Genomic DNA, 21,478 nt, shown 5'->3' on the forward strand with positions numbered 1-21,478 from the left:
GCGGCTTGCATTAACAAAGTTCCCCTAGCATCCTTTCGGCGTGGCGGTAGATATTTTGGCTTTGGAGGCCCAGGGCGAGGCTATGAGTGCAGGGCTATGACTTTGGAAGAATGGCGCAGCCGGGCGCGAAAGTTCGATTATGACGGCCATACCATTGCCTGCTGGCTGGGGGGCGACGCGAAGGCGCGTCCGCTGGTGCTGGTGCACGGTTTCCCCACGTCGTCGTTCGACTGGGCGCAAGTGTGGCAACAACTTGGGCAAGATCGCGGGCTGGTAGCTGCCGACATGCTGGGTTTTGGCCTGTCGGACAAACCGAGGGACGGCTTCGACGGCCATGGCTATTCGATCCACCGCCAGGCCGACCTGCACGAGGCATTGATCGAGCAGCTGGGGATCGACGAGTTCGATCTTCTGGTTCACGATTACGGCGTATCGGTCGGACAGGAGCTGCTCGCCAGGCAGCAGGACGGCAGCGGTGCCCACGGGCTCGGCCATGTGTGGTTCTTGAATGGCGGCATCTTTCCCGATCAGCATCGCCCCCGCCCGATCCAGAAACTGGGGACGTCCCGCCTGGGCCCGCTCGTCGGCAAGCTGATGACCCGAGCCAGCTTCGGCAAGAGTTTCTCCGAAGTGTTCGGACCCAATACCCAACCGAGCGAAGAAGAGTTGGACGATTACTGGACGCTGATCGCTCGCAAGGGTGGGCACCGGCTGACCCACAAGCTGCTGCACTACATCGCCGACCGGCGCGAACACGAGGAACGATGGGTCGGGGCGCTACGTGCCGCTGCGGGCCGGGTCGGTTTCATCAACGGTGCGCTGGACCCAGTATCGGGGCGCCACGCTTATGATAAATGGCGCGCCACCGTCCCGCAGGCAAAGCACCACCTCATCGGCACCGTGGGACATTACCCCCAGGTCGAAGCACCCATGGAAGTTATCAAGGTGCTGCGGGACTGGTTCCGCTGAACGCACGCGTCAGCTTGCCTTTATCTCGACCTTGTTGGCGCATTCCGCAGTACGCTCCAGCGCCTTGATATAGTCCGGCGTAGCGGCTTCCGCCTCGCTGGTGGCGGTTAACAGCAATTGGACTTTCTCGTTTATCTGACCGATCAAATCTGCTGCGGCAGGTCGCTGGTCATCGAACGCCGCCTTGGCAATTCCGGCCGATCCCACGGCGACAGACGCGGTGGACGATTTCGGGAAACTGCCCACCAGCTCCTCGTAATCCACATCCTCGCGAGAACGGCCAAGCGTGGCCACCCTGGTTGAGATGTTCGTCAGCGCGTAATGGAACGTGCGCGGCGCAGTCCTGTATGCACGGGCCTGGCGCAACCCCGTCTGCAAGACCGTGCGCGCATCTACCAGCGCCCCCAAGGCCAATTGCCGTGTCGTGGTCAACAGCGCCAAATCTGCCGGAGTGGCGGAGGAATTGGGGACCTGCCCGAACGATTGCTCGAGATCGGTAATTGCCTTCTGCAAATTGCCTATCGTGCTATCAAGCTTCTTGGCAATTTCCATCGCGTTCGATCCCGCAAACTGGTGCCCTTCCCCAATCATGCAGCCAATGCCCAGATGCCCGGCGAGATAGGCCTGCGGCAAATCCTTCGCAACCAGTGCGCCGCGAGTACCCGAGTAGGTCAGACCCAGAACACCAAGTTTGGCCACGTCCGTCGCCGCATCCTTCTTGTCGTTAAGTAAGGTAAAACCGCTCAGCAGGCCCAGCGCAAGCAACGGCAACTGAGACAAGTCCTCCTGCCTCGCCGAAGCGACGTAGTAGTCGGCATAGAGACACTGCAATTCGGCCGCTGCGTCGAGAATGGCATGGGTGCTGCCCGGTTCGGTTGCACTGCGCGCTGTGAAATAAGTGCAGGGTTTTGCGGGGATGGTGGCAGTAGTCCGGTCCGCCAGTCCCGAATTTTGCTGCTGTCGCTGTTGCTGCTGCTGCTGCTGGTGTTGTTGTTGTTGCTGCTGCGGCTTCGCTCCCGTGCTTCCGATATCTGCCGTAGTTGGGGCCAGGGTTTGGGGCGGTGCCGTCACTACCTCCACGGGCATTGGACGCAGGGTTCGCGATGGATATAGCGGTGGGTAATTATACGTCGAAGTACACCCGCCCAAAACGGTTGCCGTAGCAAGCAGTACCGCGCCGAATTTCACACTGCTTGTCCCCATCGTAACCTCCATCATTAGCTGGCCCGGTGGCCGGTCGCGAAATGTATAGAGTCTTGATGGCGGCCCTGCGCGTGACTTGGATCACGGTTCGCCAATTACTCGTACAACGAAGCAGTCCGGAAGCAGTCCGGCAGGGTGGGGCGCGGCCTGCCCGGTCGTTACTCGGGCGGGATCACGCCATGCTTTTCGAGGAAATGGAAGACCGTGTTCCATAAATGCGGGCTGATCTTTTCGCCCGATACCCGGTGAGTGTAACCAGGGTAGAGCATCATTTCGAAAGGTACATTAGCCTCCTGCAGCACTGAAATCAGCTCGCTGGAGTTTTCGAACACCACATTGTCGTCCGCCATACCGTGAATCAGCAACAAAGGATCGGCGATTTTTGTGGCGTCGGGAATGGCGCTGGCAGCTTCGTAGGCCTGCGGCACTTCGCGCGGGTCGCCCATGAACCGTTCCGTATAGTGGGTGTCGTACAATTCCCACCGCGTTACCGGCGCCCCCGAAATACCAGCCGCGTACAAACCGGGATCGGCCTGCATCCGCTTGAGCGTCATATAGCCGCCATAGGACCAGCCATAGAGCGCGATCTTGGACGAATCGACGAAGTCCAGCGTTTTGAGATACTTGGCGCCCTCACGCTGGTCGTCCACTTCAACACCGCCCATCGCGCGATAGAGCGGCTGTTCGAAAGCCACGCCGCGATTGGCGCTTCCGCGGTTGTCCAGTTCGAACCAGATATACCCGGCATCGACTACTGCCTGTTGCAAGGCCCCATCCCATCCGCGCGTGACGATTTGGGGGCCGGGACCGGCATAGTGGTAATAGAATACGGGGTAGCGCTTGCCCGGGTCCATCTCGGGCGTGACCATCTTCCAATACAAGTCGGTTTCGCCATCGGCCGCCTTGATCGTGCCGAAGCGCGCGGGCCGGTGACTGGCAAGATGAGGAGCGTAAGGATGCCCGGCATCGAGCGCATTTTCCTCCACCCAAGCGAGGCGATCGCCCTGTTGGCTGGCAAGATAGGTCTGCGGCGGCTGATTGTGGCTGGAGCGGCTCACGAGCAACGTCTTGCCCTTCCCGTCCATCGTGGCCCCGTTCGCAAAGGCCGGGTCGGTCAACCGTTCGACGTTCTCCGGCTGCGCCAGATCGAGCGCGTAAACCTGCTGCGCCAGAACATCGTCCCTGGTAGCGGTAAACGTCACTCGCCCGGTATCCTGATCCACGCCGTTCAGTCGTGTCACGGCCCAGTCACCGCTGGTCAGCTGTCGGAAATCGCCATTCTTGTAGTGGTACAAATGTCCGAAACCGCTGCGTTCGGACCACCAGATCAGCGAACCATCGTCGAGCCATTTGTAATCGTCGCTGAGGTTAATCCAGTAATCATCGGCCGCAGCACGTTCGGTAAACAGCACCTCGCTCGCACCCGTAGCGGGATCGACCTTCAGCATATCGAGCACGGATTGCGCGCGGTTCTGTCGCTGAATATAAAGCGCGCTGTTATCGGGTGCCCAATCGACGCGGGCGAGGTAGATGTCGGTTGGGTCCTCGGCGTCGTAACTGGCCGGGTCCTGATTGCTGGTCAAATCCACTTCCACGCGGTTCTGGCCTTCCGGGTCCATCACGAACAGCTGCACCACCGCATTGTCGCTGCCGGCCACCGGATAGCGCTGATCGAATACCTTGGTGCCGGTCGCGCCGATGGCGGCGCGGGTGACGATACCGACGCGCGCCTCATCCGTCCGCTGAACGGCGATGCGGCTGTCGTCCTGGCTCCACCAATAGCCGTCGGTCCGTGCCATTTCTTCCTGCGCAACGAATTCCGCCTCGCCCCAGCGAATGGTGTCTGCTTCCTTCGGTGTAACCGGCCCCGCGTCGCCGCCAACCGGCCCGACCCACAACTGCCGGTCGCGGACGAAGGAAACAAACTTGCCGGTCTGCGACAGTTTCGGGTTCAGCTCGCTTTCTTCGGTATCGGTCAGCCGGGTGACCGACCCGTCGAGCCGCGCCAGATAAAGATCGCCATCGAGCGGCACCAGCACACCCTTGCCATCGCTTGCCCACTGATAGGAAATGATGCCCTTGAGGTTGCCGACCCGCGCCCGCTCGCGCTGCATCTTTTCGTCTTCAGACAATTCGCGTCCCGTTCCCAGTGCCTCGCTGTCGATAAGCATGGACCAGTCACCGCTTTCCCGATCATACGCCCACAGGTCGTAACGCTCCTTGTCGTCCTCGCGGTTGCGCAGCAGCGTCAGGTATCGCCCATCTGGCGAAAGCTTCGCCTGGCGCGGACTGGCGCCGTCGAGGCCGGGACTGGCGAAGACCCTCTCGAAGGTCAGGTCGGGCGCGCCCGTCATGGCTGTGTCCTGCGCCGTGGCAGGCGTGGACAGGATAGCAATGGCGGCGGTGGTGGCGGCGGCAACAGCAAACAAACGCATGTCAAATCGGACCCCTCGGATTGGTTGCCCGAAGTCATGACGAAACTTCCGGCCGAATGCAAAAGGTGGTGCGTAAAGTGCGGCCGAAAATGCAAAAAGGGCGCCGCAACTTTCGCTGCGACGCCCCTTTGCGTATAGTTTCTGCCGTTTACTTCTTCGGCGCGTTTTCGCGGCGTTCCGCGATGCGCGCGCGCTTGCCGGTGCGGCCGCGCAGGTAATACAGCTTCGCACGGCGAACGATCCCGCGGCGGACCACGGTGATGCTGTCAACCACTGGCGAATAGAGCGGGAAAACACGCTCCACGCCTTCGCCGAAGCTCATCTTGCGTACGGTGAAGTTGGAACCCATGGCGCGGTTCGAACGTGCGATGCATACGCCTTCGAAGTTCTGGACACGCTCGCGCGCACCTTCGACAACGCGCACACCTACGCGCAGCGTGTCGCCGGCCTGGAATTCCGGAATATCCTTGCCGAGATTTTCAATCGCTTCGGCTTCGAGCTGCTGGATCAGGTTCATTGCCTGTCGTCCTTGTTTTCGTGTCGCGCGCCAGAGGCAGACTGGTCCCGAACGCCCTTGTGACGTTCCCAAAGGTCCGGCCTGCGTAACCGTGTATCTTCCTCCGCGCGGTGTTTCCGCCACGCGGCTATCTTCGCATGATCCCCCGATCGCAACACTTGCGGGATCGTGCGCCCTTCCCATTCCTGAGGTCGGGTGAATTGCGGATGTTCGAGAAGCCCGTCTTCGAAGGATTCCTCAACACCGCTATTGGCCGCGCCCATTACGCCGGGAAGCAGCCGAATGCAAGCGTCGAGTATGGCCAACGCCGCCGTTTCGCCGCCCGACAAAACAATATCGCCCAGGGAGACTTCTTCGATCTGGCGCGCTTCGAAGATACGTTCGTCGAACCCTTCGAACCGGCCGCAGATAAGCGATACGCCCGGCCCCATTGCAAGCTCGCGAATACGGGCCTGCGTTATCGGCGTACCGCGCGGCGTCATGGCCAAGATAGGGCGCTCGTCCGCAACGCTGTCCACCGCCGCGCCAAGCACGTCCGCGCGCAGCACCATCCCCGCGCCGCCGCCAGCCGGCGTATCATCGACATTGGCGTGTTTGCCGATACCGAAATCGCGCAGCTGCACCGTGTCGAGCGACCAGGTACCCTCCCCCAACGCACGCCCCGCCAGCGAAACGCCAAGCGGTCCGGGAAACATCTCGGGATAGAGGGTGAGAATGGTGGCGGCGAAGGTCATTCAGCCCTCGATAAAGTCCGCGCTGACTATCAGTCGCTTATCATTCCATTCGGGAACGGCTGTATTGGTCAGTGGGACCATGAATTTCTTACCGTCGGGTTTCTCGATCTCGACAATATCGGTCGCGCCGAAATTGTCGAGCGCGCATACCGTGCCGACCGGATCGCCAGCATCGCTTACCACGGCAAGACCGATCAGATCGCGGTGGTAGAATTCGCCCTCGGCAAGTGGTGGCAGGGTTTCGCGGGGAACGGACAGACGGTTTCCGCGAAGCCTTTCAGCTGCCGTGCGGTCGCCAATCTCATCGAACCGGGCAATCGCCCCGCCCTTCCCGTCATCGCGCAGCTTCTTGACTGTCAAGGTGCTGCCATCGGTGTGGGCGGTAAGGACCTTGTGCGAACGAAGCTCGTCCAGCCCTTCGCCAAACAACTTAAGGCGTACTTCACCCGTAATTCCGTGCGCACCTTTTACAGCGGCCAGGGTGATGCCCCCCTCCTCGCCAGAAGAGGGGGGCGACGTCATCAGCCTTCAGCCTTTTCGTCAGCCTTGGTTTCCTCAGCTGCACTATCTTCTGCCTTGGCGTCTTCTGCCTTGGCGTCTTCTGCCTTCGCGTCTTCCGCAGGAGCGTCGTCGGTCTTGGCTTCGTCGGTAGCGGGCTCTTCTGCCTTGGCTTCTTCCTCGGCAGGTTTGGCCTTGGCTTCTTCCTCCGCGGCCTTCTTGGCTTCTTCAGCAGCCGTTGCCTTCTCGGCCTTTTCTTCGGCGCGTTCATTGGCCTTTTCGCCCGGCTTCGCTTTGTTCGGGTTGTTACGAGCTTCACGTTCACGGATGCCAGCAGCGTCGAGGAAGCGGGCTACGCGGTCGGACGGCTGTGCGCCCACGCCCAGCCAGTACTTCGCGCGGTCTTCGTTCAGCTGGACGCGCTTCTCATCGTCCTTGGCCAGCAGCGGGTTGTAGGTGCCGATCTGCTCCAGATATTTGCCGTCACGAGCACGGCGGCTGTCGGCAGCCACGATACGATAATAGGGGCGCTTTTTCGCGCCGCCGCGGGAGAGACGAAGTGCAATTGCCATTGAGTAATACCTTCCTGATGTAATCTATTGAATTCGTTGAATTTAGAAAAACGTAAAGCTTGTTATTTCTTTTTGCCGAGCAGCCCGGCCAGTTCCGGCGGCAAGTCGCCGCTCGGCCCCGGGCCCATTCCGCCCAAGCCAGCGCCGGGTCCGCCCATTCCGGGCATTCCGCCCATGCCTTTCCCGCCGCCGAATAACGCGCCGAGGCCCTTCAGCCCGCCCATTTTCTTGATCTGCTTCATGGCACGGCCCATCTCCTGATGCATTTTCAGCACCTTGTTGATCTGGCTGACATGGGTGCCGGACCCTGCCGCGACCCGCCGCTTGCGTTTTGCATTCAGCAGCGCGGGGTTGGCGCGCTCCTTCGGCGTCATCGAACCGATGATTGCGTCCATATGCACCAGCATCTTGTCATCCGTGTCGCTGGCGGCGAGCGCGGCCTTGGCCTTCTTCATGCCGGGCATCATGCCTGCCAGCATCCCCAGCCCGCCCATGTTTTGCATTTGCTGCAATTGCGTGCGCAGGTCGTTGAGGTCGAACTGACCCTTGGCCATGCGCTTCGCCATGGCCTCGGCGTCTTCTTCCTTGATCGTCGCCGCGGCCTTTTCCACCAGGCTGACAACATCGCCCATGCCCAGAATACGGCCTGCGACGCGCACCGGATCGAAGGCTTCGAGCGCGTCCAGTTTCTCGCCAGTGCCGGCAAACTTGATCGGCTTGCCGGTAACATGGCGCATGGACAGCGCGGCACCGCCGCGCGCGTCCCCGTCCATCCGGGTGAGAATGACGCCCGTGAGCGGCACTTCTTCGGTAAAGTTCTTGGCGACGTTGACCGCGTCCTGACCGGTCAGGCTGTCGACGACGAGCAACACCTCGGTCGGTGCGGAAACGCCGGCGACGGCCTTCATTTCGGCCATCAACGCTTCGTCGACATGCAGGCGGCCAGCCGTATCGAGCAGCAACACGTCGTGGTTCTGCAACCGCGCCGATTCCATGGCGCGGCGCGCGATGTCCACCGGCTGCTGGCCCGCAACGATTGGCAGGGTCGCGGTATCCACCTGCTCGCCCAACACGGCAAGCTGTTCCTGCGCCGCGGGACGATTGACATCGAGCGAAGCCATCATGGCCTTCTTGCCGTGCTTCTCGCGGATAAACTTCGCCAACTTGGCAGTGGTCGTCGTCTTACCGGACCCTTGCAGGCCGACCATCATGATGACAACCGGCGGTTTCGCATCGAGGTTCAGGCCCTCGACGCCCTTCCCGTGGTCGTCGCCGCCATCTTCAGCCAGCGCCCCGCCCAGCATGGCAACTAGTTCGTCATTGACGATCTTGACGACCTGCTGCCCCGGCGTGACCGACCGCAGGACGTCCGCGCCGATCGCCTTCTCGGTAACAGAGTCTATGAACCGGCGCACCACCGGCAGCGCGACATCGGCCTCCAGCAGGGCAATACGCACTTCGCGCATGGCCTCGCGCACATCGCTTTCGGACAGCGCGCCGCGACCCTTTAGCCTATCGAACACCCCGCCAAGGCGATCGGACAGAGAATCGAACATCTGCACTCCTTTCGCCCGTGTAGGGGCCTGAACGCGAAAAACGCCGGCGGACGAAACCTCGTCAGCCAGCGCGCAGTTCAAGAACGAACCGCCGTTTTAATTCGTATCCATTTGCCTGGATTTCGGTTCTGACCGGATGCGAAAATGGTGGGGACCGAGAACCGGCGTGCGGCGGGCATCAAGCCCGTGAGCACCGGAAGCGCAGGACCCCGCCATTTGCAGCCCGGTCAGGGCCGAAAGACAGGTAAATGGTGGAGCCTAGCGGGATCGAACCGCTGACCTCAACACTGCCAGTGTTGCGCTCTCCCAGCTGAGCTAAGGCCCCAAACTTTAAACCGTAAACATCTTTTACCACGCCGTAGCGCGGAAGTGCAGCCCTTTATGGGTGCACCCCGCGCTTGGCAAGGCAAAAACTCACGTTTCGTCGGCTTCCTTGTCATCCGCCGTGTCCACGCCGAGGTCGTCGTCTCCGCCAAGATCCACATCCTGGTCGGCGGAAGGTTCCTCTTCCTCGATATCGTCCAACTCGTCATCGGCCAGATCGCTATCGCTTTCCTTTTCCTTCTTCTTGGTTTCCTCGAAGGGAATCGGCTGTTTCGATTTCAGCACGGGTTCCGGTGTCCACTCTTCACCGCATTCGATGCAGGAGACGGGATCTTCCTTGCCCAGATCGTAGAAACGAGTGCCGCATTTCGGGCAGCTGCGCTTGGTGCCCCATTCTGCCTTGACCATGTTGTATAATCCCTGGGTGTTCGCGGCGCGGCCGACAGGCGCACGCGCGGTTGAATAGATTGCCGGAGGCTTGATCACACCCGAAATGTTACTCGCGGGCGCCTGAATCAAGAGCGGGGCGCGCCTTGCCAGAACCCCCCGCCGCTGTCAAAGCGCGGGCGCACGATTACACCCTGCCCTTTACCCGAAAGAGCGCACCCTGCCCGACCTGCCTACCCCCCGGACGTTCACCGCCAAAGGTCCGCTGACCGGACATATTCGCGTGCCGGGCGACAAATCCATCAGCCATCGATCGCTGATGCTGGGCGCGCTGGCTGTCGGGGAAACGCGGGTGACAGGCCTTCTGGAGGGTGAGGACGTGCTCGCCACCGCAGGCGCCATGCGGGCCATGGGTTCCCGGATCACGCGCGAAGATGATGGCACGTGGTCGATCCATGGCATGGGCGTTGGCGGATTGCTGCAACCAAGCGCTGCGCTGGATATGGGCAACAGCGGCACCTCGACGCGGCTGCTGATGGGCATGATCGCGAGCCATGGCATCAGCGCAACGTTCACCGGCGATGCGAGCCTGTCCGGCCGCCCAATGGGCCGCGTGATCGAGCCATTGTCGCTGATGGGTGCATGCTTCCACGCCAGCCCGAAGGGTACGCTGCCGCTGATGATGGAAGGCGCGCTGCCCGCCGTGCCGATCGAATACCGTCTGCCGGTGGCAAGCGCGCAAGTGAAAAGCGCCGTGCTGCTTGCGGGCCTGAACACGCCCGGCATCACCCGCGTGATCGAACCGGTTCCCACCCGTGACCACTCGGAGCGGATGCTACGCGGTTTTGGCGCGGAACTGTCGGTCGAGGAAACCGGCGGCGAACGCATCATATCGGTGCGAGGCGAGGCGGAATTAAAACTCCAGACCATCACGGTACCGGGTGATCCATCCTCCGCTGCATTCTTCGCTGTCGCGGCACTGCTGGTGGAAGGCAGCGATCTCGTAATCGAGAATGTCGGGCTCAACCCTACCCGCGCGGGTCTGTTCGAAGTGCTCCGGCAGATGGGCGGATCGATCGAGAAGCTGAACCGGCGCGAGGTTGGCGGCGAACCGGTAGCCGATCTGCGCGTGCGCCATTCGGCCCTGACCGGCATCGAAATCGATCCAGCCATCGCGGCTTCCATGATCGACGAATTTCCCGTGCTGTTCGTGGCAGCCGCGCTTGCGACGGGGCGTACTATCACTGCCGGCCTGGAGGAATTGCGTGTCAAGGAGAGCGACCGCCTTGCCGCAATGGCCACCGCGCTCAACGCTATTGGCGCGCAGGTCGAAGAAACACCAGACGGTTTGGTTATCGACGGCATCGGCGGCGAACCGCTGACCGGCGGGGGACCTGTCGCCACGCACCTCGACCACCGTATTGCCATGAGCATGGCCGTGGCCGGTCTGGTCAGCCAGCGCGGCGTCGAAGTGGACGATGCCCGGCCTATCGCCACCAGCTTTCCGAATTTCGCCACTCTGATGGCCAGCGCGGCTGCATGATGCCTCCACTCGACATTTATACGCTGGTCGGGTTCGTCGGCATGGCGTGCATCATCGCCGCCTACGCGTATGTTACGGTGAAGAACAAACCCGATCCCTTCATCTTGCACGGCACCAACCTGGCTGGAGCGGTTCTCCTCACCGTATCTTTGGTGGTGCATACCAACCTGCCCTCGTTGGTGCTGGAGGGGTTCTGGGCCGCCATCGCGATCTACGGCCTGGCCAAGGCGTTTCGCGGGCGCGCGGCACACGACAGGTCCGATGCAAAGGACATCTCATGATTATTGCGGTCGATGGCCCCACGGCGTCGGGCAAGGGGACAATTTCCAAGGAACTTGCGCACCGTTTCGGCCTGCCGCATCTCGATACGGGTTTGCTTTACCGCGCTGTCGGGCGCCAAGTGTTCCTCGATGGCGGCGATCCGGAGAATGCGGGCGATGCGCTGGCTGCGGTGACTTTCCCGGACAGTCTGCTGGGCGATCCCGCCTTGCGAAGCGAAGAAACCGGCGGGCTTGCGAGCCGGGTGTCGGTCCATCCGGCAGTCCGCAAGGCGCTGTTCGATCGGCAGCGCGCCTTCGCCACGCAGGCTGGGGGCGCGGTACTGGACGGGCGCGATATCGGCACAATTATCGCGCCTGACGCGAATGTGAAACTGTTCGTGACCGCGACGAGCAATGTGCGTGCAAAGCGTCGCTGGGCCGAGATGTGTGGCCGCGGGCTCGAGGTAGACCTGGCCGACATCCTCGCCCAGATCGAACGCCGCGATGAACGCGATAAGGGCCGTGGTGACGCTCCATTGGCAGTAGCGCCGGACGCCTATGTCCTCGACACCAGTGGATTGGACCGTGATGCAGCCATTGCAGCGGCTATCGAAGTCGTTGAAGCGGCTTGCAAGTGACACACGGAAAATCGGGACACAGGCACCTTACATTTGCCAATTTCGCGCCATAATCCTTGCCAAACCGGCCGCAATCGCATAAGCGCGCGGCCGTTCGAACAGGCTTAATACTTGCAAGAACCCGCAGCATGGCATTCGGCCCGCTTGCGGATCGCGGCCTCTTGGCCCGACAATGGCAATTCCGCTGTCGTCGGAGAAAAGACCCCGGGCATAACCGGCGGCCGGTAATATCGACCTAGGATACCAACCACTTATGGCAACTTCAGCCAATCCGACGCGCGACGACTTTGAAGCGCTTCTCAATGAACAGCTCGGCGGCGCCGGCGATGGCGGCTTCGAAGGCCGTGTCGTCAAGGGCACTGTCACCGCTGTCGAAAACGGCAAGGCCGTAATTGATGTCGGCCTCAAATCCGAAGGCCGCGTCGACATTCATGAATTTACCCGCGGCGAGGGCGACACCGCCCCCGTGGTTGGCGATGAAGTCGAAGTTTATGTCGACCGCGTCGAGAACGCTGACGGCGAAGCAATGCTCAGCCGCGACCGCGCCCGCCGTGAAGCCGCTTGGGACAAGCTGGAAAACGAATTCGGCGAAGAAAAGCGCGTCGAAGGCCGCATCTTCGGCCGCGTCAAGGGTGGCTTCACGGTCGATCTGGACGGTGCCGTGGCCTTCCTGCCCGGCTCGCAGGTCGATATCCGCCCCGTGCGCGACGTCACGCCGCTGATGGACATGCCGCAGCCGTTCCAGATTTTGAAAATGGATCGCAAGCGCGGAAATATCGTGGTCTCGCGCCGTGCCGTGCTGGAAGAAACGCGCGCCGAACAGCGTAGCGAACTGATCGAAGGTCTGGCCGAAGGTCAGGTTACCGAAGGCGTGGTCAAGAACATCACCGATTACGGTGCGTTCGTCGATCTGGGCGGGATCGACGGCCTGCTGCACGTGACCGACATGAGCTACAAGCGGGTCAACCACCCCAGCGAAGTGATCGAGATCGGCCAGACCGTCACTGTGCAGATTATTCGCATCAATGCTGAAACACAGCGTATTTCGCTCGGTATGAAGCAGCTGGAAAGCGATCCGTGGGATGGCGTTGGCGCGAAGTATCCAGTTGGCGCGAAGCTTTCGGGCACTGTTACGAACATTACCGAATACGGCGCGTTCGTGGAACTGGAAGCCGGCATCGAAGGCCTGGTCCATGTTTCCGAAATGAGCTGGACCAAGAAGAACGTACATCCCGGCAAGATCGTTTCGACGAGCCAGGAAGTCGAAGTCATGGTGCTGGAAGTGGACAGCGAGAAGCGACGCATCTCGCTCGGTCTCAAGCAGGCGCAGCGCAACCCCTGGGAAGAGTTCGCAGATGCGCATCCCGTGGGCGCGAAGGTCACAGGCGAAGTCAAGAACGCCACCGAGTTCGGCCTGTTCATCGGACTGCCGGGCGACGTCGACGGCATGGTCCACATGTCAGACATCGCATGGGGCATTTCGGGTGAAGACGCGCTGGCTCTGCACCGCAAGGGCGAAGAAGTCGAAGCCATCGTGCTGGACGTCGACACCGACAAGGAGCGTATCAGCCTCGGCATGAAGCAGCTCGAAAAGGGTGCGCCGACAGCCGAAGGTGCCGCAGAAGGTGGCTCGCTGCGTCGCGGCGAAACAGTCACCGTTACGGTGCTGGAAGTGCGCGATGGCGGACTGGAAGTGCAGGTCGGCGACGACGGCGCAACTGGCTTCATCAAACGTTCGGACCTCGGCCGCGACCGCGACGAACAGCGTCCCGATCGATTCCAGGCCGGCCAGAAGGTCGATGCCTCGGTCATCGGCTTCGACCGTTCGAAGAAGCCCAACTTCTCGATTAAGGCGCGTCAGATTTCCGAAGAGAAGGAAGCGGTACAGCAGTACGGCTCCAGCGACTCGGGCGCATCGCTCGGCGACATTCTGGGCGCTGCGCTCAAGAAGTCCGACGATTGATCGAACCGGAACTTCCGCCAGGTCGGAAATTCCACCGATAAGACACACAAAGGCCCGCCTACCCATTACGGGAAGGCGGGCCTTTCTTATTGTAGCCCCCGGCCCTACATTCCGGCCATGCTACAAATTCACCAATTCCCCTGCCTGTCCGACAATTACGGCTTTCTCGTCCATGACCCGGAGAGCGGTGAGACGGCGTGCATCGATACGCCCGAAGCGCTGGTGATCCTGCGGGAGGCTGCGGCGAAGGGTTGGACCATTACACAGATCTGGAACACGCATTGGCACCCCGATCATGCCGGCGGCAACGAGGCGATCAAGGCAGCGACAGGGTGTAGGGTTACCGCTCCGGCCGCCGAAGCGTCTCGCATTCCTGCCATCGACCGTAGCGTGGGTGCGGGCGACACGGTCACTCTGGGTAACTACGAAGCGGAGGTCATCGATGTGGGCGGTCATACGATGGGGCACATCGCCTATCATATGCCGCGAGCAGGTGTGGCGTTCGTTGGTGACAGCGTCTTCGCGCTCGGCTGCGGGCGTATGTTCGAGGGGGATCCGAAGCAGTTCTGGACCAGCCTGCAGCGTATCAAGGCGCTACCTGAAGAGACGCGGTTATACTGCGCGCACGAATACACTGCTGCGAATGCGAAGTTCGCCCTGCATGCCGATCCGGCCAATGACGCCCTGAAACGCTATGCCGCCGAGATTACCGCCAAGCGGGATCGGGATGAACCGACGGTGCCGACCGTCTTATCACGCGAACTGGCGACGAACCCGTTTTTACGCGCCGACGATCCGGTTTTGATGGAAATCTGGGGTGGCAACACTCCGCATGAGACATTCGCTGCACTAAGGGCCGGTAAAGACGGATTCTAGTGCCGTGAAGGCGGCGCGAGACTGTCGGCTGTAGCCTCCGATAAACGCCGTGACCTCCGCCGACCAAACGTATCTGGCGAATTCCAGGCGAAGTGTTGGCCCGGAGTTGCGCAGTCTCAGATACCGGCGATCAGCGTGTCAGCCAGCTTCCGGTCCGCCTCTGCATCATGCTTCTCCGCGATCAACTTACGGCTGGCCATGGCGGCTGCGGAGGCAGCGCGGTTGCGGACGTCGTCGATGGCGTCACGTTCGGCAGCGGCGATCTTGTCTTCGGCCATCTGCTTGCGGCGAGCGACCATGGCCGCGCCATCGGCTTCTGCCTTGGCAAGAATCGCGTCCGCCTCGTGACGGGCGTTTTCCTTCATCGCCTCGGCATCTTTCTCAGCACCGGCGATCTTGGCGGAGTATTCGTCCCGCAAGGTTTCCGCTTCGGCCCGAAGCTGTTTTGCCTCGTCGAGCTGCTGGCGGATACCTGCAATCCGGTTGTCGAGCCCGCCGGCAATCATGCCGGGCACCTTCTTCCAGATCATAATTGCAATGAGAAACAGCATCGCGATCGACACCACCTGGTACGGGGCCAGGCCGAACAGTTCGGGTTCGATATGCTTGCCCGCGCCAATGTCGATCTCGCCATGAATATCGGCAGCGGTCGTGGCGAGGACCTCAGGCGCGTTGCTTGCTGTCATGAGGAGAAAATCAAGCATGAGCCATTGCCTCCTTCACGGCGGCCTGTGCCTTGGCCGCAGTCACTTTCGCACCTGCCAGCTTCGCCACGATTTCCTGCGCGGCTTCTGCGGCGACGCTTTCCACTTCAGTCAGAGCTTCAGCGCGCGATTTCTCGATACGCTGTTCAGCATCGGCCAGTTTCGTATCGAGCCGCTTTTGCGCTGCAGCGATTTTCTTTTCGTTTTTTGCCGCGGCTTCGGCTTTCGCCTCGGCAACGAGCGCTTGGGCGCCAGCACGGTTTTCATTTTCCCGCACCCGCCAGGCATCTTCCTCGGCATCGGCCTGATCGCGGGCGGCACGCGCTGCGGCAAGGTCGCCTTCGATCGTGGTGTCGCGCTGCGCCACCGTGTCCATCACCTTGGGCACCATCCCGCGTCCGACGACAAAAAAGACAATGCCGAAAAAGACCAGCAGATAAAATATCTGGCTGGAGTAGGTTTCGGCGATCTGGGCAATCTGTGGCATCGATGCGCGTCCCGTTCTCTGGGCAAAAATTCATGGGCGGCGGCGCAGGGATAGTCCCCGCACCGCCGCCAAAAGCGGTCTTATGCCACGAAGATCAGGATCATCGCGACGACGAATGCCAGCAGGCCAAGAAGCTCGGCAGCGGCAAAGCCGATGAACAAACGTCCCTGCTGGCCGTCTGCGGCACCTGGATTGCGCAGCGCGCTTTCCAGGAAGGAACCGAACACGTTACCCACGCCGATGGCGGCCATGCCGGCACCGATTGCTGCGAGGCCTGCGCCGATGAGCTTGGCTGCTTCTGCGTCCATTGTAGTACTCCTTGAAAATCAGTTTGGAAAACTTGGTTTGGTGAAAATGAAACTGTCTTAGTGAAGGTTTTCGGCGTCGTTGATGTAAAGCGAGGTCAACAGCGCAAAAACATAGGCCTGGATACCGGCGACGAGAATTTCCAGCGCGCAGATCCCGATCATCAACAGGAAGCTGGGAAGGCCGACCACCCCGCCCCACAACGCCCCGGCATTGGTTCCGTCGATGACGAAGCTGGAAAGCACTTCCAGCAGGACGTGCCCGGCCATCATCGCAACGAACAGCCGCAGTGCAAGACTGAAGGGCCGTACGAGGAAGGACACCAGTTCGATAGGGAAGATAATCGGGATCATCACCAGCGGCGTACCGTGCGGCACGAACAGGCTGAAGAATTTCAGCCCATGCTTCCAGAAACCGACGATCAACACGATGGCGAAGCTGATAATCGCCAGCACGCCGGTGACGGTAAAGTGGCTGGTAAAGGTGAAAGGATGCACGCCAACAATGCCCAATGGCATCAGGCCAAGCAGGTTGGCGAACAGGATGAACATGAACAGGCTGAATACGTAGGGCACATATTTGCGCCCCGCCTTGCCAATATTGGCTTCCAGCATATCGTCGATGAAACCGGTGAAGCTTTCGACCGCCATCTGCCAGCGGCCCGGCACCAGTTCGCGTCGCATACCGCCCCACACGAATGCCACCAGCACGACCGTGGTGATCAACATCCACAAGGCACTGTTAGTAAAGGCGATGTTGAAACCCGCAAGTTCCCAGCTTTCCGATCCGCCCAGGGGCTTGATCGTAAATTGGTACATCGGATCGACCTTGGCTTCTTCAGCTGCCACGTCTGCGAAATCCCTAAACCCGTTGCGCGCCCGAAAGGCGCCTGCTCCGGCCTCTCACGACTGGTCCGATGGATTACCGGATGTCGTTCTGGCCGACCGAAATACGTTTCTGAAAGCGACGATGATTCCAAGGAACAACATCACCAACAGGCCCCAGGGCGATGTCCCGGCAAAGTAGTCTATGACCCAGCCAATCACCGCACCGCCGAGAATCCCGCCAAGCAAGTCCGCAAGGACACGGTTCGCGGCGCGATAATTCGCATCCGTTCCGTGGCCCCGCGGCCGGTTGCGCTGCTCTTCACGCTCGTGGACGGCCTTCAACCGTTCTTCGAGCGCATCGATCCGCGCATCCTCGGCAATGGGTTCCCGTGCAGGCTTCTCGTCGTTCATGCCAAGCTCCTCGTAAAAAGGTCTGCGCAGCACGCGCGAAAAGGGCCCGCCAAGGGCGCGCACCCCTTAGGCGGGGGGCCGAATCGAGTCAACACATGTGGCGGTGTCGGCACAGGTTTTGCACCTCGGGTTCAAGCACCGAAGCTATGAAAAAGGGTGTCTGCGACATACGCAAACACCCTTTCGTTTTATTGCTATAGGTTGGCTACCCCGCCCGGTCCAAGCAGCTTACCTTACGGCATGGCGCGATTGCGTTACGGGCAACGACTATCCCGCATCGGCGGGGCAGAAGTGCGATCCTGCCAGGTTCCATCTGGCGCCTGATACTTTTCCCCCGGTACGGTACGCGCAATCGCCTGACAGCCGGAGGTGAGTGCGTATGCTTCCGGTGTGGAGCCGGTGGCTTTGGCGCGTTCGAAATATACAGAACGACGCTGCGCATTGATATGCTTGACGATGCGGCGGAGCTCTTCAGTTTCGGCGCCCACAATTCCGAGATAGCCATCCATCTTTTCGCCGACGAGGCCGGCGGCGCGGGCTTGTGCGTAGGCCGGATCACGCTGGGCGCTGGCAGGCACGGAAAGACTGGCCACGAGTAGCGCGCCAGCGATCATGCCCGCGCCAGCGCGGCCAAACCCTCGTGCCGAGCCTGCCTGAGATTTTGTCGAGCGCAAGATTTGGTCGAACATGTTGGTCTCCATCAGAAAATATCGGCGTTGTCTTCGATCGTGCGTCCCGCATCCGCAGCCAGCCGATAAATGACCTCTTGCTGGATATTGATATTAAGTTCGATCACGATCGCATCCTCCGGCGCGTTCACCGTAACGCAGCCGCTTATTGCCAGACATCCCGCCGCGACAAGCGCGCTGGTCAGCCATTTCCGCGCAGCGATTGGACTGGTGGAGCCTTGCTCGATCATGGCCATACCAGTCGCATTCCGCCCAAACCGGGTCAAGTTGGTGGCTATCATGGCAATATCTCGCTTTCTTCGTCCTGAACGGGCTTGGCAGGTTGTGGTAGTACTGCGCGCGGCGACGTCGGTACCGCCCCCGGCTCATCTATCGGCAATTCACTCTCGAGAATGCGCGTTTGCAGGCGATTGCCGTCGGCATCGATCAGCCCCAGCGAACGCGGATCGCGAACCGAAGCCGGATCGTAAAGCGACTTGAACGATGCGATCAGCTGGTAGAACGGCGCGCGGATATTCACGTTCATGCGGATCGGCAGTGCGCCGATGCGCCTGGTGATGATATTGCTGCGAGTACCGGCCCCTTGCGAAACGCCGTCGAACCGCACTTTGGTGACGATCTCACCCGTCAGCGGCCCGTCCATTCCGATCGACATAGCCTTGAAATCCAGCGATTTGAGCGCATCGAAAGCGAAGTTGGCGTAAGGGGTCATATCCTCGTAGGTCAGCGCGCCGACGTAAGACAGGTTGCCGCCCGGCGGCCGTGCATCCAGCCTGCCGCCGACGACCGCGCCATTGCCTTCAGGATTGAACACCAGCGGAATTTGCCCATCGAACCGCCCGCTCGCATCGAGATTGGAAAGCTCCATACGGCCGATGAACTCCGCTGCATCCAGGCCGGTTATGTCGAGCACGTAGCGCCGCGTTTCCTCCGTCAGCAAATCCAGCGTGACCGGCCGCAGTACCAGCTCGCCGCCGAGAAATGGCCATTGTCCGCCCTTCACCGCAAGGAACTGTCCATCTCGTAATTCGTACAAGAGCGCGCCGTCGAACACCTCGATACCGGGATTGACGACCTTGACCGCCAACCGCTGGTCCGGCGCGGTTGTCATGCCCAGAAGGTCGTCGAACACAATCGTACCTGACGCACCAGTGACCGGCCCGAATGCAGCGGCAAGATCCAGGCCAGCGGTCGTAAAACGCCCCGAACTCGTCACGGCTTGCGGCGACCAGTCGATCCGCCCCTGCCCGACGACGGAACCCTTCACATCGGCCACGACGCCCAGTGCGAGGCGCGTCAGATCGATCGGTTGCATGGCATCGTCGAACAGTAATTCAGGGACGTTCAGGTCTGCACTACCCGTACTGTTGCGCAGATCGTGGATAAGGTCGGCCACCAGCACCAGTCGTCCGCTGTCCGGTTCGCGCAGCGGAGCGGACGCGGTGATGACGCTGTCGGCCAATGTGAGCTTGGCACCCGATGCCAGCAAGGGCTCGAACCGATCTTCGACCTTGCGGTCCAATAGACTGAAAGTGGCGTCCGCGATGTCCAGCCGTCCGCCGCGATAGGCCCACCGGCCGCTGGCTTGCTCGATATCCAGCGGTACTGCGTCGAGCGTAATAACGGCATCGGCAAACTGTCCCGCAAAGGCGTCGCCGGAAAGATTGGCAGAGAGGTTGTCGATAGTAAAACGGCTGGCGGACCCTGCCTTGCCAAGCGTTACATCGAGGCTGCGCGCACTCAGCTTACCGGGATAGGCCACGCCCATCGGGCCGCTGGCCACTCGGATCGGCGTTCCTGCCAATGTGCCTGACAGGTTGAGCGAGGACGCGCCCGCAGCGAAGGAAAACCCATCTGCACCGGCGCGTAGGATCGGGCGCCCTCGCGCAGGACACAGGGTGAGCGACTGGCCGTCGAGTGCCCCATCAGCAAACTCAAGCCGCCGGAAAGCGATGCGCGTGCAGCTGCGCCACAACGCGAGTGTACCATTTCGGTCATAGGTGCCGACGACCGGCAGCCGCATCCCGCGAGCGTATCCGCCCGGCAGCGCGCCGCTCGCTTCGATTGCGCCGTTGAAGCTCAGCGACCCGTCCCCGCGACGCGACACGACCAGTTCGGGGACTGCCAGAGACGAGTTGGCCGCGCGATACTCGGCCATCCTAACGGCCAGTACCGGTGTACCGGCCGCACGCTGCTCCATACGGCCGCTAATCTGCGGCATATCTGGACCAGCAATCGCGAAATTGCCGCTGAAGCGCGGAACGCCGGGTCCCAGCTCGCTCAAGCGAACTTGTGATACGGACAGCAGGGTCGGACCACTACGGTTGCGAACGCGCCCCTCGGGTACCAGCACCGTCAGCGCCGAACCTGTTTTGCGAACCGTTAAATCGGCACCAAACGTGCCGCCGGGTAGGTTACTCGCCAGTGCCGACCGGAACTTACCGAGCAGCGGCCGAAGCAGCGTTCCCTCCGCCGCTGTGGCCAGCTGATCAAGCGCGCTGCCGGTAAGATTGCCGGTGTCGAGACCGCTGCCTTCAACACGTGCGGTCGCCTCGATGCGCCCAAACGTTTCCCGGGCGCGCAGTGCTCCTTCAAGGTTGATCCTTCCGGCCGCGATTGCGCCGAACCTGCCGCGGCGACCCGATATATCGTAATCGAGATCAAGACCGCCATCGCGCCATGCGAGCTTGAGGTCGCCTAACGCCTGCCCAACCGATGCATCTTGGATCGAAAGAGCGCGCGCTTCGAGCGCGGCGGTACCATCGATGCTGGCAAAGTCAGCGCCGCCTGCCAGTTCCGCGTTCAACGCGAGCCCTGCAACCTGCGCTCCAGCGTCCGGACATTTTAGCTTGGCTACCCGGATCGGACCCTCGAACAACGGCTTCCCGTCATCGATCCGCAACTTTCCATAAACGGACGAACCCGTGGCCGAACACTGTGCAAACGCAAGGTCCGGCGCTGCAATTGCGACGATCCCCGCGAACCCGTCTGCCAGCACGCCCTCGCCTTCTGCCTTGATGCCAACCGGGCCGTAATCGGTCTGCAGCAAAGCCCGTCCGTCGCGCAGAGCAATATCGACATCGGGAAGACCGCCCTCTCCATCCTCGGCAAACAGAACCTTGTCGAGCGTACCGAAGCTAAGCTTGCCGCCGCGATAGCTGCCATAAAGACGGGGTTCGACAAGCGTGATGCGGCCGATTTCAGGATAGCCGAAGCGGTGCTCCAACATCACTACGATGCGCCTGATAGTAAGGTCGGGGCGTGCCGGATCGCCGATCACCACGTTGGTCAGCACTTGCCGGTCCACCCCGGTGCGTTCGATCTGGTAGGTCGCCGGTAGGCCGAGCTCGGCAAGCTGGTCTTCGATCAGCCTGTCCGCAATGCTGTCACGGCTGGACCAGCCTATCGCGATCGCGGCAGCCAGTGCGATCACCACCGCCAATAGCGTGCGCTTCACCAACCGGCGTTTGCGACCGGTCCGGCGCGGCTCCTCGCTGGGCATTTCGGTGTCGTTCGCGCTGGCGGCCATGGGTCCCCCACTTGCGCGCAACGCCGGTCAAAGGCAATGCACGCGGCAAG

The 21,478-nt window shown here is 61.2% G+C and carries 22 protein-coding genes and 1 tRNA gene; 6 read left to right on the forward strand and 17 right to left on the reverse strand.

The features are described 5' to 3' along the window. Nucleotides 1-96 precede the first annotated feature (96 nt). On the forward strand, nucleotides 97-969 hold the full coding sequence (locus HME9302_RS06740) for an alpha/beta fold hydrolase (protein WP_115366386.1): 873 nt from the start codon (nucleotides 97-99) through the stop codon (nucleotides 967-969). Between the two features lie 9 nt (nucleotides 970-978). On the opposite strand, the gene HME9302_RS06745 is transcribed toward HME9302_RS06740, so the two are convergent. From HME9302_RS06745 to HME9302_RS06785, 9 genes are all read right to left on the reverse strand, one after another. Further along, a complete protein-coding gene (locus HME9302_RS06745) occupies nucleotides 979-2,172 on the reverse strand; it encodes a hypothetical protein (RefSeq protein ID WP_181815707.1) in 1,194 nt (397 codons plus the stop codon). Nucleotides 2,173-2,330: 158 nt separating this feature from the next. Next, nucleotides 2,331-4,607, reverse strand: coding sequence for a S9 family peptidase (locus tag HME9302_RS06750; protein ID WP_115366388.1), 2,277 nt, complete (start codon nucleotides 4,605-4,607; stop codon nucleotides 2,331-2,333). A 148-nt stretch (nucleotides 4,608-4,755) separates the two neighbouring features. Continuing rightward, nucleotides 4,756-5,124 carry a 50S ribosomal protein L19 gene (rplS, locus tag HME9302_RS06755; RefSeq protein WP_115366389.1) on the reverse strand — a complete coding sequence of 123 codons (369 nt, stop codon included), beginning with the start codon at nucleotides 5,122-5,124 and terminating at the stop codon, nucleotides 4,756-4,758. Then, on the reverse strand, nucleotides 5,121-5,858 hold the full coding sequence (gene trmD / locus HME9302_RS06760) for a tRNA (guanosine(37)-N1)-methyltransferase TrmD (RefSeq protein ID WP_115366390.1): 738 nt from the start codon (nucleotides 5,856-5,858) through the stop codon (nucleotides 5,121-5,123). The genes rplS and trmD overlap by 4 nt, the downstream gene beginning before the upstream one ends. Then, complete coding sequence (gene rimM / locus HME9302_RS06765; RefSeq protein ID WP_115366391.1) at nucleotides 5,859-6,380, reverse strand: ribosome maturation factor RimM; 522 nt, start codon at nucleotides 6,378-6,380, stop codon at nucleotides 5,859-5,861. Then, on the reverse strand, nucleotides 6,380-6,928 hold the full coding sequence (gene rpsP / locus HME9302_RS06770) for a 30S ribosomal protein S16 (RefSeq protein ID WP_115366392.1): 549 nt from the start codon (nucleotides 6,926-6,928) through the stop codon (nucleotides 6,380-6,382). Before rpsP ends, rimM begins: the two co-directional genes overlap by 1 nt. Before the next feature lie 62 nt (nucleotides 6,929-6,990). Then, nucleotides 6,991-8,484 carry a signal recognition particle protein gene (ffh, locus tag HME9302_RS06775; protein WP_115367545.1) on the reverse strand — a complete coding sequence of 498 codons (1,494 nt, stop codon included), beginning with the start codon at nucleotides 8,482-8,484 and terminating at the stop codon, nucleotides 6,991-6,993. 249 nt (nucleotides 8,485-8,733) lie between these two features. After that, nucleotides 8,734-8,809 (reverse strand) — tRNA-Ala (locus HME9302_RS06780). Nucleotides 8,810-8,898: 89 nt separating this feature from the next. Beyond that, on the reverse strand, nucleotides 8,899-9,216 hold the full coding sequence (locus HME9302_RS06785; protein ID WP_115367546.1) for a TIGR02300 family protein: 318 nt from the start codon (nucleotides 9,214-9,216) through the stop codon (nucleotides 8,899-8,901). A gap of 208 nt (nucleotides 9,217-9,424) precedes the next feature. Between HME9302_RS06785 and aroA the strand changes: the two genes are divergently transcribed. The 5 genes from aroA (at nucleotide 9,425) to gloB (ending at nucleotide 14,475) form a co-directional block, all read left to right on the forward strand. Further along, a complete protein-coding gene (aroA, locus tag HME9302_RS06790) occupies nucleotides 9,425-10,738 on the forward strand; it encodes a 3-phosphoshikimate 1-carboxyvinyltransferase (RefSeq protein WP_115366393.1) in 1,314 nt (437 codons plus the stop codon). Next, nucleotides 10,735-11,019 carry a CBU_0592 family membrane protein gene (locus HME9302_RS06795; RefSeq protein ID WP_115366394.1) on the forward strand — a complete coding sequence of 95 codons (285 nt, stop codon included), beginning with the start codon at nucleotides 10,735-10,737 and terminating at the stop codon, nucleotides 11,017-11,019. Before aroA ends, HME9302_RS06795 begins: the two co-directional genes overlap by 4 nt. Continuing rightward, the gene (locus HME9302_RS06800; protein ID WP_115366395.1) at nucleotides 11,016-11,636 is read left to right on the forward strand and encodes a (d)CMP kinase; all 621 of its coding nucleotides are present in this window, start codon (nucleotides 11,016-11,018) and stop codon (nucleotides 11,634-11,636) included. Before HME9302_RS06795 ends, HME9302_RS06800 begins: the two co-directional genes overlap by 4 nt. A gap of 253 nt (nucleotides 11,637-11,889) precedes the next feature. Continuing rightward, entirely contained in the window at nucleotides 11,890-13,599 is a 1,710-nt protein-coding gene (gene rpsA / locus HME9302_RS06805; protein ID WP_115366396.1) for a 30S ribosomal protein S1, read from the forward strand. A gap of 117 nt (nucleotides 13,600-13,716) precedes the next feature. Further along, nucleotides 13,717-14,475 carry a hydroxyacylglutathione hydrolase gene (gene gloB / locus HME9302_RS06810; protein ID WP_115366397.1) on the forward strand — a complete coding sequence of 253 codons (759 nt, stop codon included), beginning with the start codon at nucleotides 13,717-13,719 and terminating at the stop codon, nucleotides 14,473-14,475. 116 nt (nucleotides 14,476-14,591) lie between these two features. On the opposite strand, the gene HME9302_RS06815 is transcribed toward gloB, so the two are convergent. The 8 genes from HME9302_RS06815 to HME9302_RS06850 form a co-directional block, all read right to left on the reverse strand. After that, the gene (locus tag HME9302_RS06815; protein WP_230079904.1) at nucleotides 14,592-15,179 is read right to left on the reverse strand and encodes a F0F1 ATP synthase subunit B family protein; all 588 of its coding nucleotides are present in this window, start codon (nucleotides 15,177-15,179) and stop codon (nucleotides 14,592-14,594) included. Beyond that, the gene (locus tag HME9302_RS06820) at nucleotides 15,172-15,666 is read right to left on the reverse strand and encodes a F0F1 ATP synthase subunit B family protein (protein ID WP_115366399.1); all 495 of its coding nucleotides are present in this window, start codon (nucleotides 15,664-15,666) and stop codon (nucleotides 15,172-15,174) included. Before HME9302_RS06820 ends, HME9302_RS06815 begins: the two co-directional genes overlap by 8 nt. Nucleotides 15,667-15,746: 80 nt before the next feature. Beyond that, nucleotides 15,747-15,974, reverse strand: a complete 228-nt coding sequence (locus tag HME9302_RS06825; RefSeq protein ID WP_114520182.1) for a F0F1 ATP synthase subunit C — start codon at nucleotides 15,972-15,974, stop codon at nucleotides 15,747-15,749. Nucleotides 15,975-16,031: 57 nt separating this feature from the next. Continuing rightward, nucleotides 16,032-16,820 carry a F0F1 ATP synthase subunit A gene (locus HME9302_RS06830; protein ID WP_230079905.1) on the reverse strand — a complete coding sequence of 263 codons (789 nt, stop codon included), beginning with the start codon at nucleotides 16,818-16,820 and terminating at the stop codon, nucleotides 16,032-16,034. A gap of 54 nt (nucleotides 16,821-16,874) precedes the next feature. Then, the gene (locus HME9302_RS06835) at nucleotides 16,875-17,210 is read right to left on the reverse strand and encodes an AtpZ/AtpI family protein (protein WP_115366400.1); all 336 of its coding nucleotides are present in this window, start codon (nucleotides 17,208-17,210) and stop codon (nucleotides 16,875-16,877) included. A gap of 254 nt (nucleotides 17,211-17,464) precedes the next feature. Then, nucleotides 17,465-17,824, reverse strand: coding sequence for a YdbL family probable chaperone protein (locus HME9302_RS06840; protein ID WP_115367548.1), 360 nt, complete (start codon nucleotides 17,822-17,824; stop codon nucleotides 17,465-17,467). An 86-nt stretch (nucleotides 17,825-17,910) separates the two neighbouring features. Then, on the reverse strand, nucleotides 17,911-18,180 hold the full coding sequence (locus HME9302_RS06845; protein WP_326833155.1) for a YnbE family lipoprotein: 270 nt from the start codon (nucleotides 18,178-18,180) through the stop codon (nucleotides 17,911-17,913). Beyond that, nucleotides 18,177-21,428 (reverse strand): intermembrane phospholipid transport protein YdbH family protein, encoded by a 3,252-nt coding sequence (locus tag HME9302_RS06850; RefSeq protein ID WP_115366401.1) that lies wholly within the window; start codon nucleotides 21,426-21,428, stop codon nucleotides 18,177-18,179. Before HME9302_RS06850 ends, HME9302_RS06845 begins: the two co-directional genes overlap by 4 nt. Nucleotides 21,429-21,478 lie beyond the last annotated feature (50 nt).

It is taken from the genome of Alteripontixanthobacter maritimus (assembly GCF_003340475.1).
GTDB classification, from domain to species: Bacteria; Pseudomonadota; Alphaproteobacteria; order Sphingomonadales; family Sphingomonadaceae; genus Alteripontixanthobacter; species Alteripontixanthobacter maritimus.

Excerpts from the sequence above, each read along its gene's own strand:
- HME9302_RS06750 (WP_115366388.1), bottom strand. The coding sequence starts at position 4,607 with ATGCGTTTGTTTGCTGTTGCCGCCGCCACCACCGCCGCCATTGCTATC.
- HME9302_RS06785 (WP_115367546.1), bottom strand. The coding sequence starts at position 9,216 with ATGGTCAAGGCAGAATGGGGCACCAAGCGCAGCTGCCCGAAATGCGGC.
- rpsA (WP_115366396.1), top strand. The coding sequence starts at position 11,890 with ATGGCAACTTCAGCCAATCCGACGCGCGACGACTTTGAAGCGCTTCTC.
- HME9302_RS06850 (WP_115366401.1), bottom strand. The coding sequence starts at position 21,428 with ATGGCCGCCAGCGCGAACGACACCGAAATGCCCAGCGAGGAGCCGCGC.
- gloB (WP_115366397.1), top strand. The coding sequence starts at position 13,717 with ATGCTACAAATTCACCAATTCCCCTGCCTGTCCGACAATTACGGCTTT.
- HME9302_RS06845 (WP_326833155.1), bottom strand. The coding sequence starts at position 18,180 with ATGATAGCCACCAACTTGACCCGGTTTGGGCGGAATGCGACTGGTATG.
- HME9302_RS06740 (WP_115366386.1), top strand. The coding sequence starts at position 97 with ATGACTTTGGAAGAATGGCGCAGCCGGGCGCGAAAGTTCGATTATGAC.
- HME9302_RS06840 (WP_115367548.1), bottom strand. The coding sequence starts at position 17,824 with ATGATCGCTGGCGCGCTACTCGTGGCCAGTCTTTCCGTGCCTGCCAGC.
- trmD (WP_115366390.1), bottom strand. The coding sequence starts at position 5,858 with ATGACCTTCGCCGCCACCATTCTCACCCTCTATCCCGAGATGTTTCCC.
- rpsP (WP_115366392.1), bottom strand. The coding sequence starts at position 6,928 with ATGGCAATTGCACTTCGTCTCTCCCGCGGCGGCGCGAAAAAGCGCCCC.
- HME9302_RS06745 (WP_181815707.1), bottom strand. The coding sequence starts at position 2,172 with ATGGGGACAAGCAGTGTGAAATTCGGCGCGGTACTGCTTGCTACGGCA.
- rplS (WP_115366389.1), bottom strand. The coding sequence starts at position 5,124 with ATGAACCTGATCCAGCAGCTCGAAGCCGAAGCGATTGAAAATCTCGGC.
- HME9302_RS06820 (WP_115366399.1), bottom strand. The coding sequence starts at position 15,666 with ATGCCACAGATTGCCCAGATCGCCGAAACCTACTCCAGCCAGATATTT.
- HME9302_RS06835 (WP_115366400.1), bottom strand. The coding sequence starts at position 17,210 with ATGAACGACGAGAAGCCTGCACGGGAACCCATTGCCGAGGATGCGCGG.
- HME9302_RS06795 (WP_115366394.1), top strand. The coding sequence starts at position 10,735 with ATGATGCCTCCACTCGACATTTATACGCTGGTCGGGTTCGTCGGCATG.
- HME9302_RS06815 (WP_230079904.1), bottom strand. The coding sequence starts at position 15,179 with ATGCTTGATTTTCTCCTCATGACAGCAAGCAACGCGCCTGAGGTCCTC.
- HME9302_RS06800 (WP_115366395.1), top strand. The coding sequence starts at position 11,016 with ATGATTATTGCGGTCGATGGCCCCACGGCGTCGGGCAAGGGGACAATT.
- ffh (WP_115367545.1), bottom strand. The coding sequence starts at position 8,484 with ATGTTCGATTCTCTGTCCGATCGCCTTGGCGGGGTGTTCGATAGGCTA.
- HME9302_RS06825 (WP_114520182.1), bottom strand. The coding sequence starts at position 15,974 with ATGGACGCAGAAGCAGCCAAGCTCATCGGCGCAGGCCTCGCAGCAATC.
- rimM (WP_115366391.1), bottom strand. The coding sequence starts at position 6,380 with ATGACGTCGCCCCCCTCTTCTGGCGAGGAGGGGGGCATCACCCTGGCC.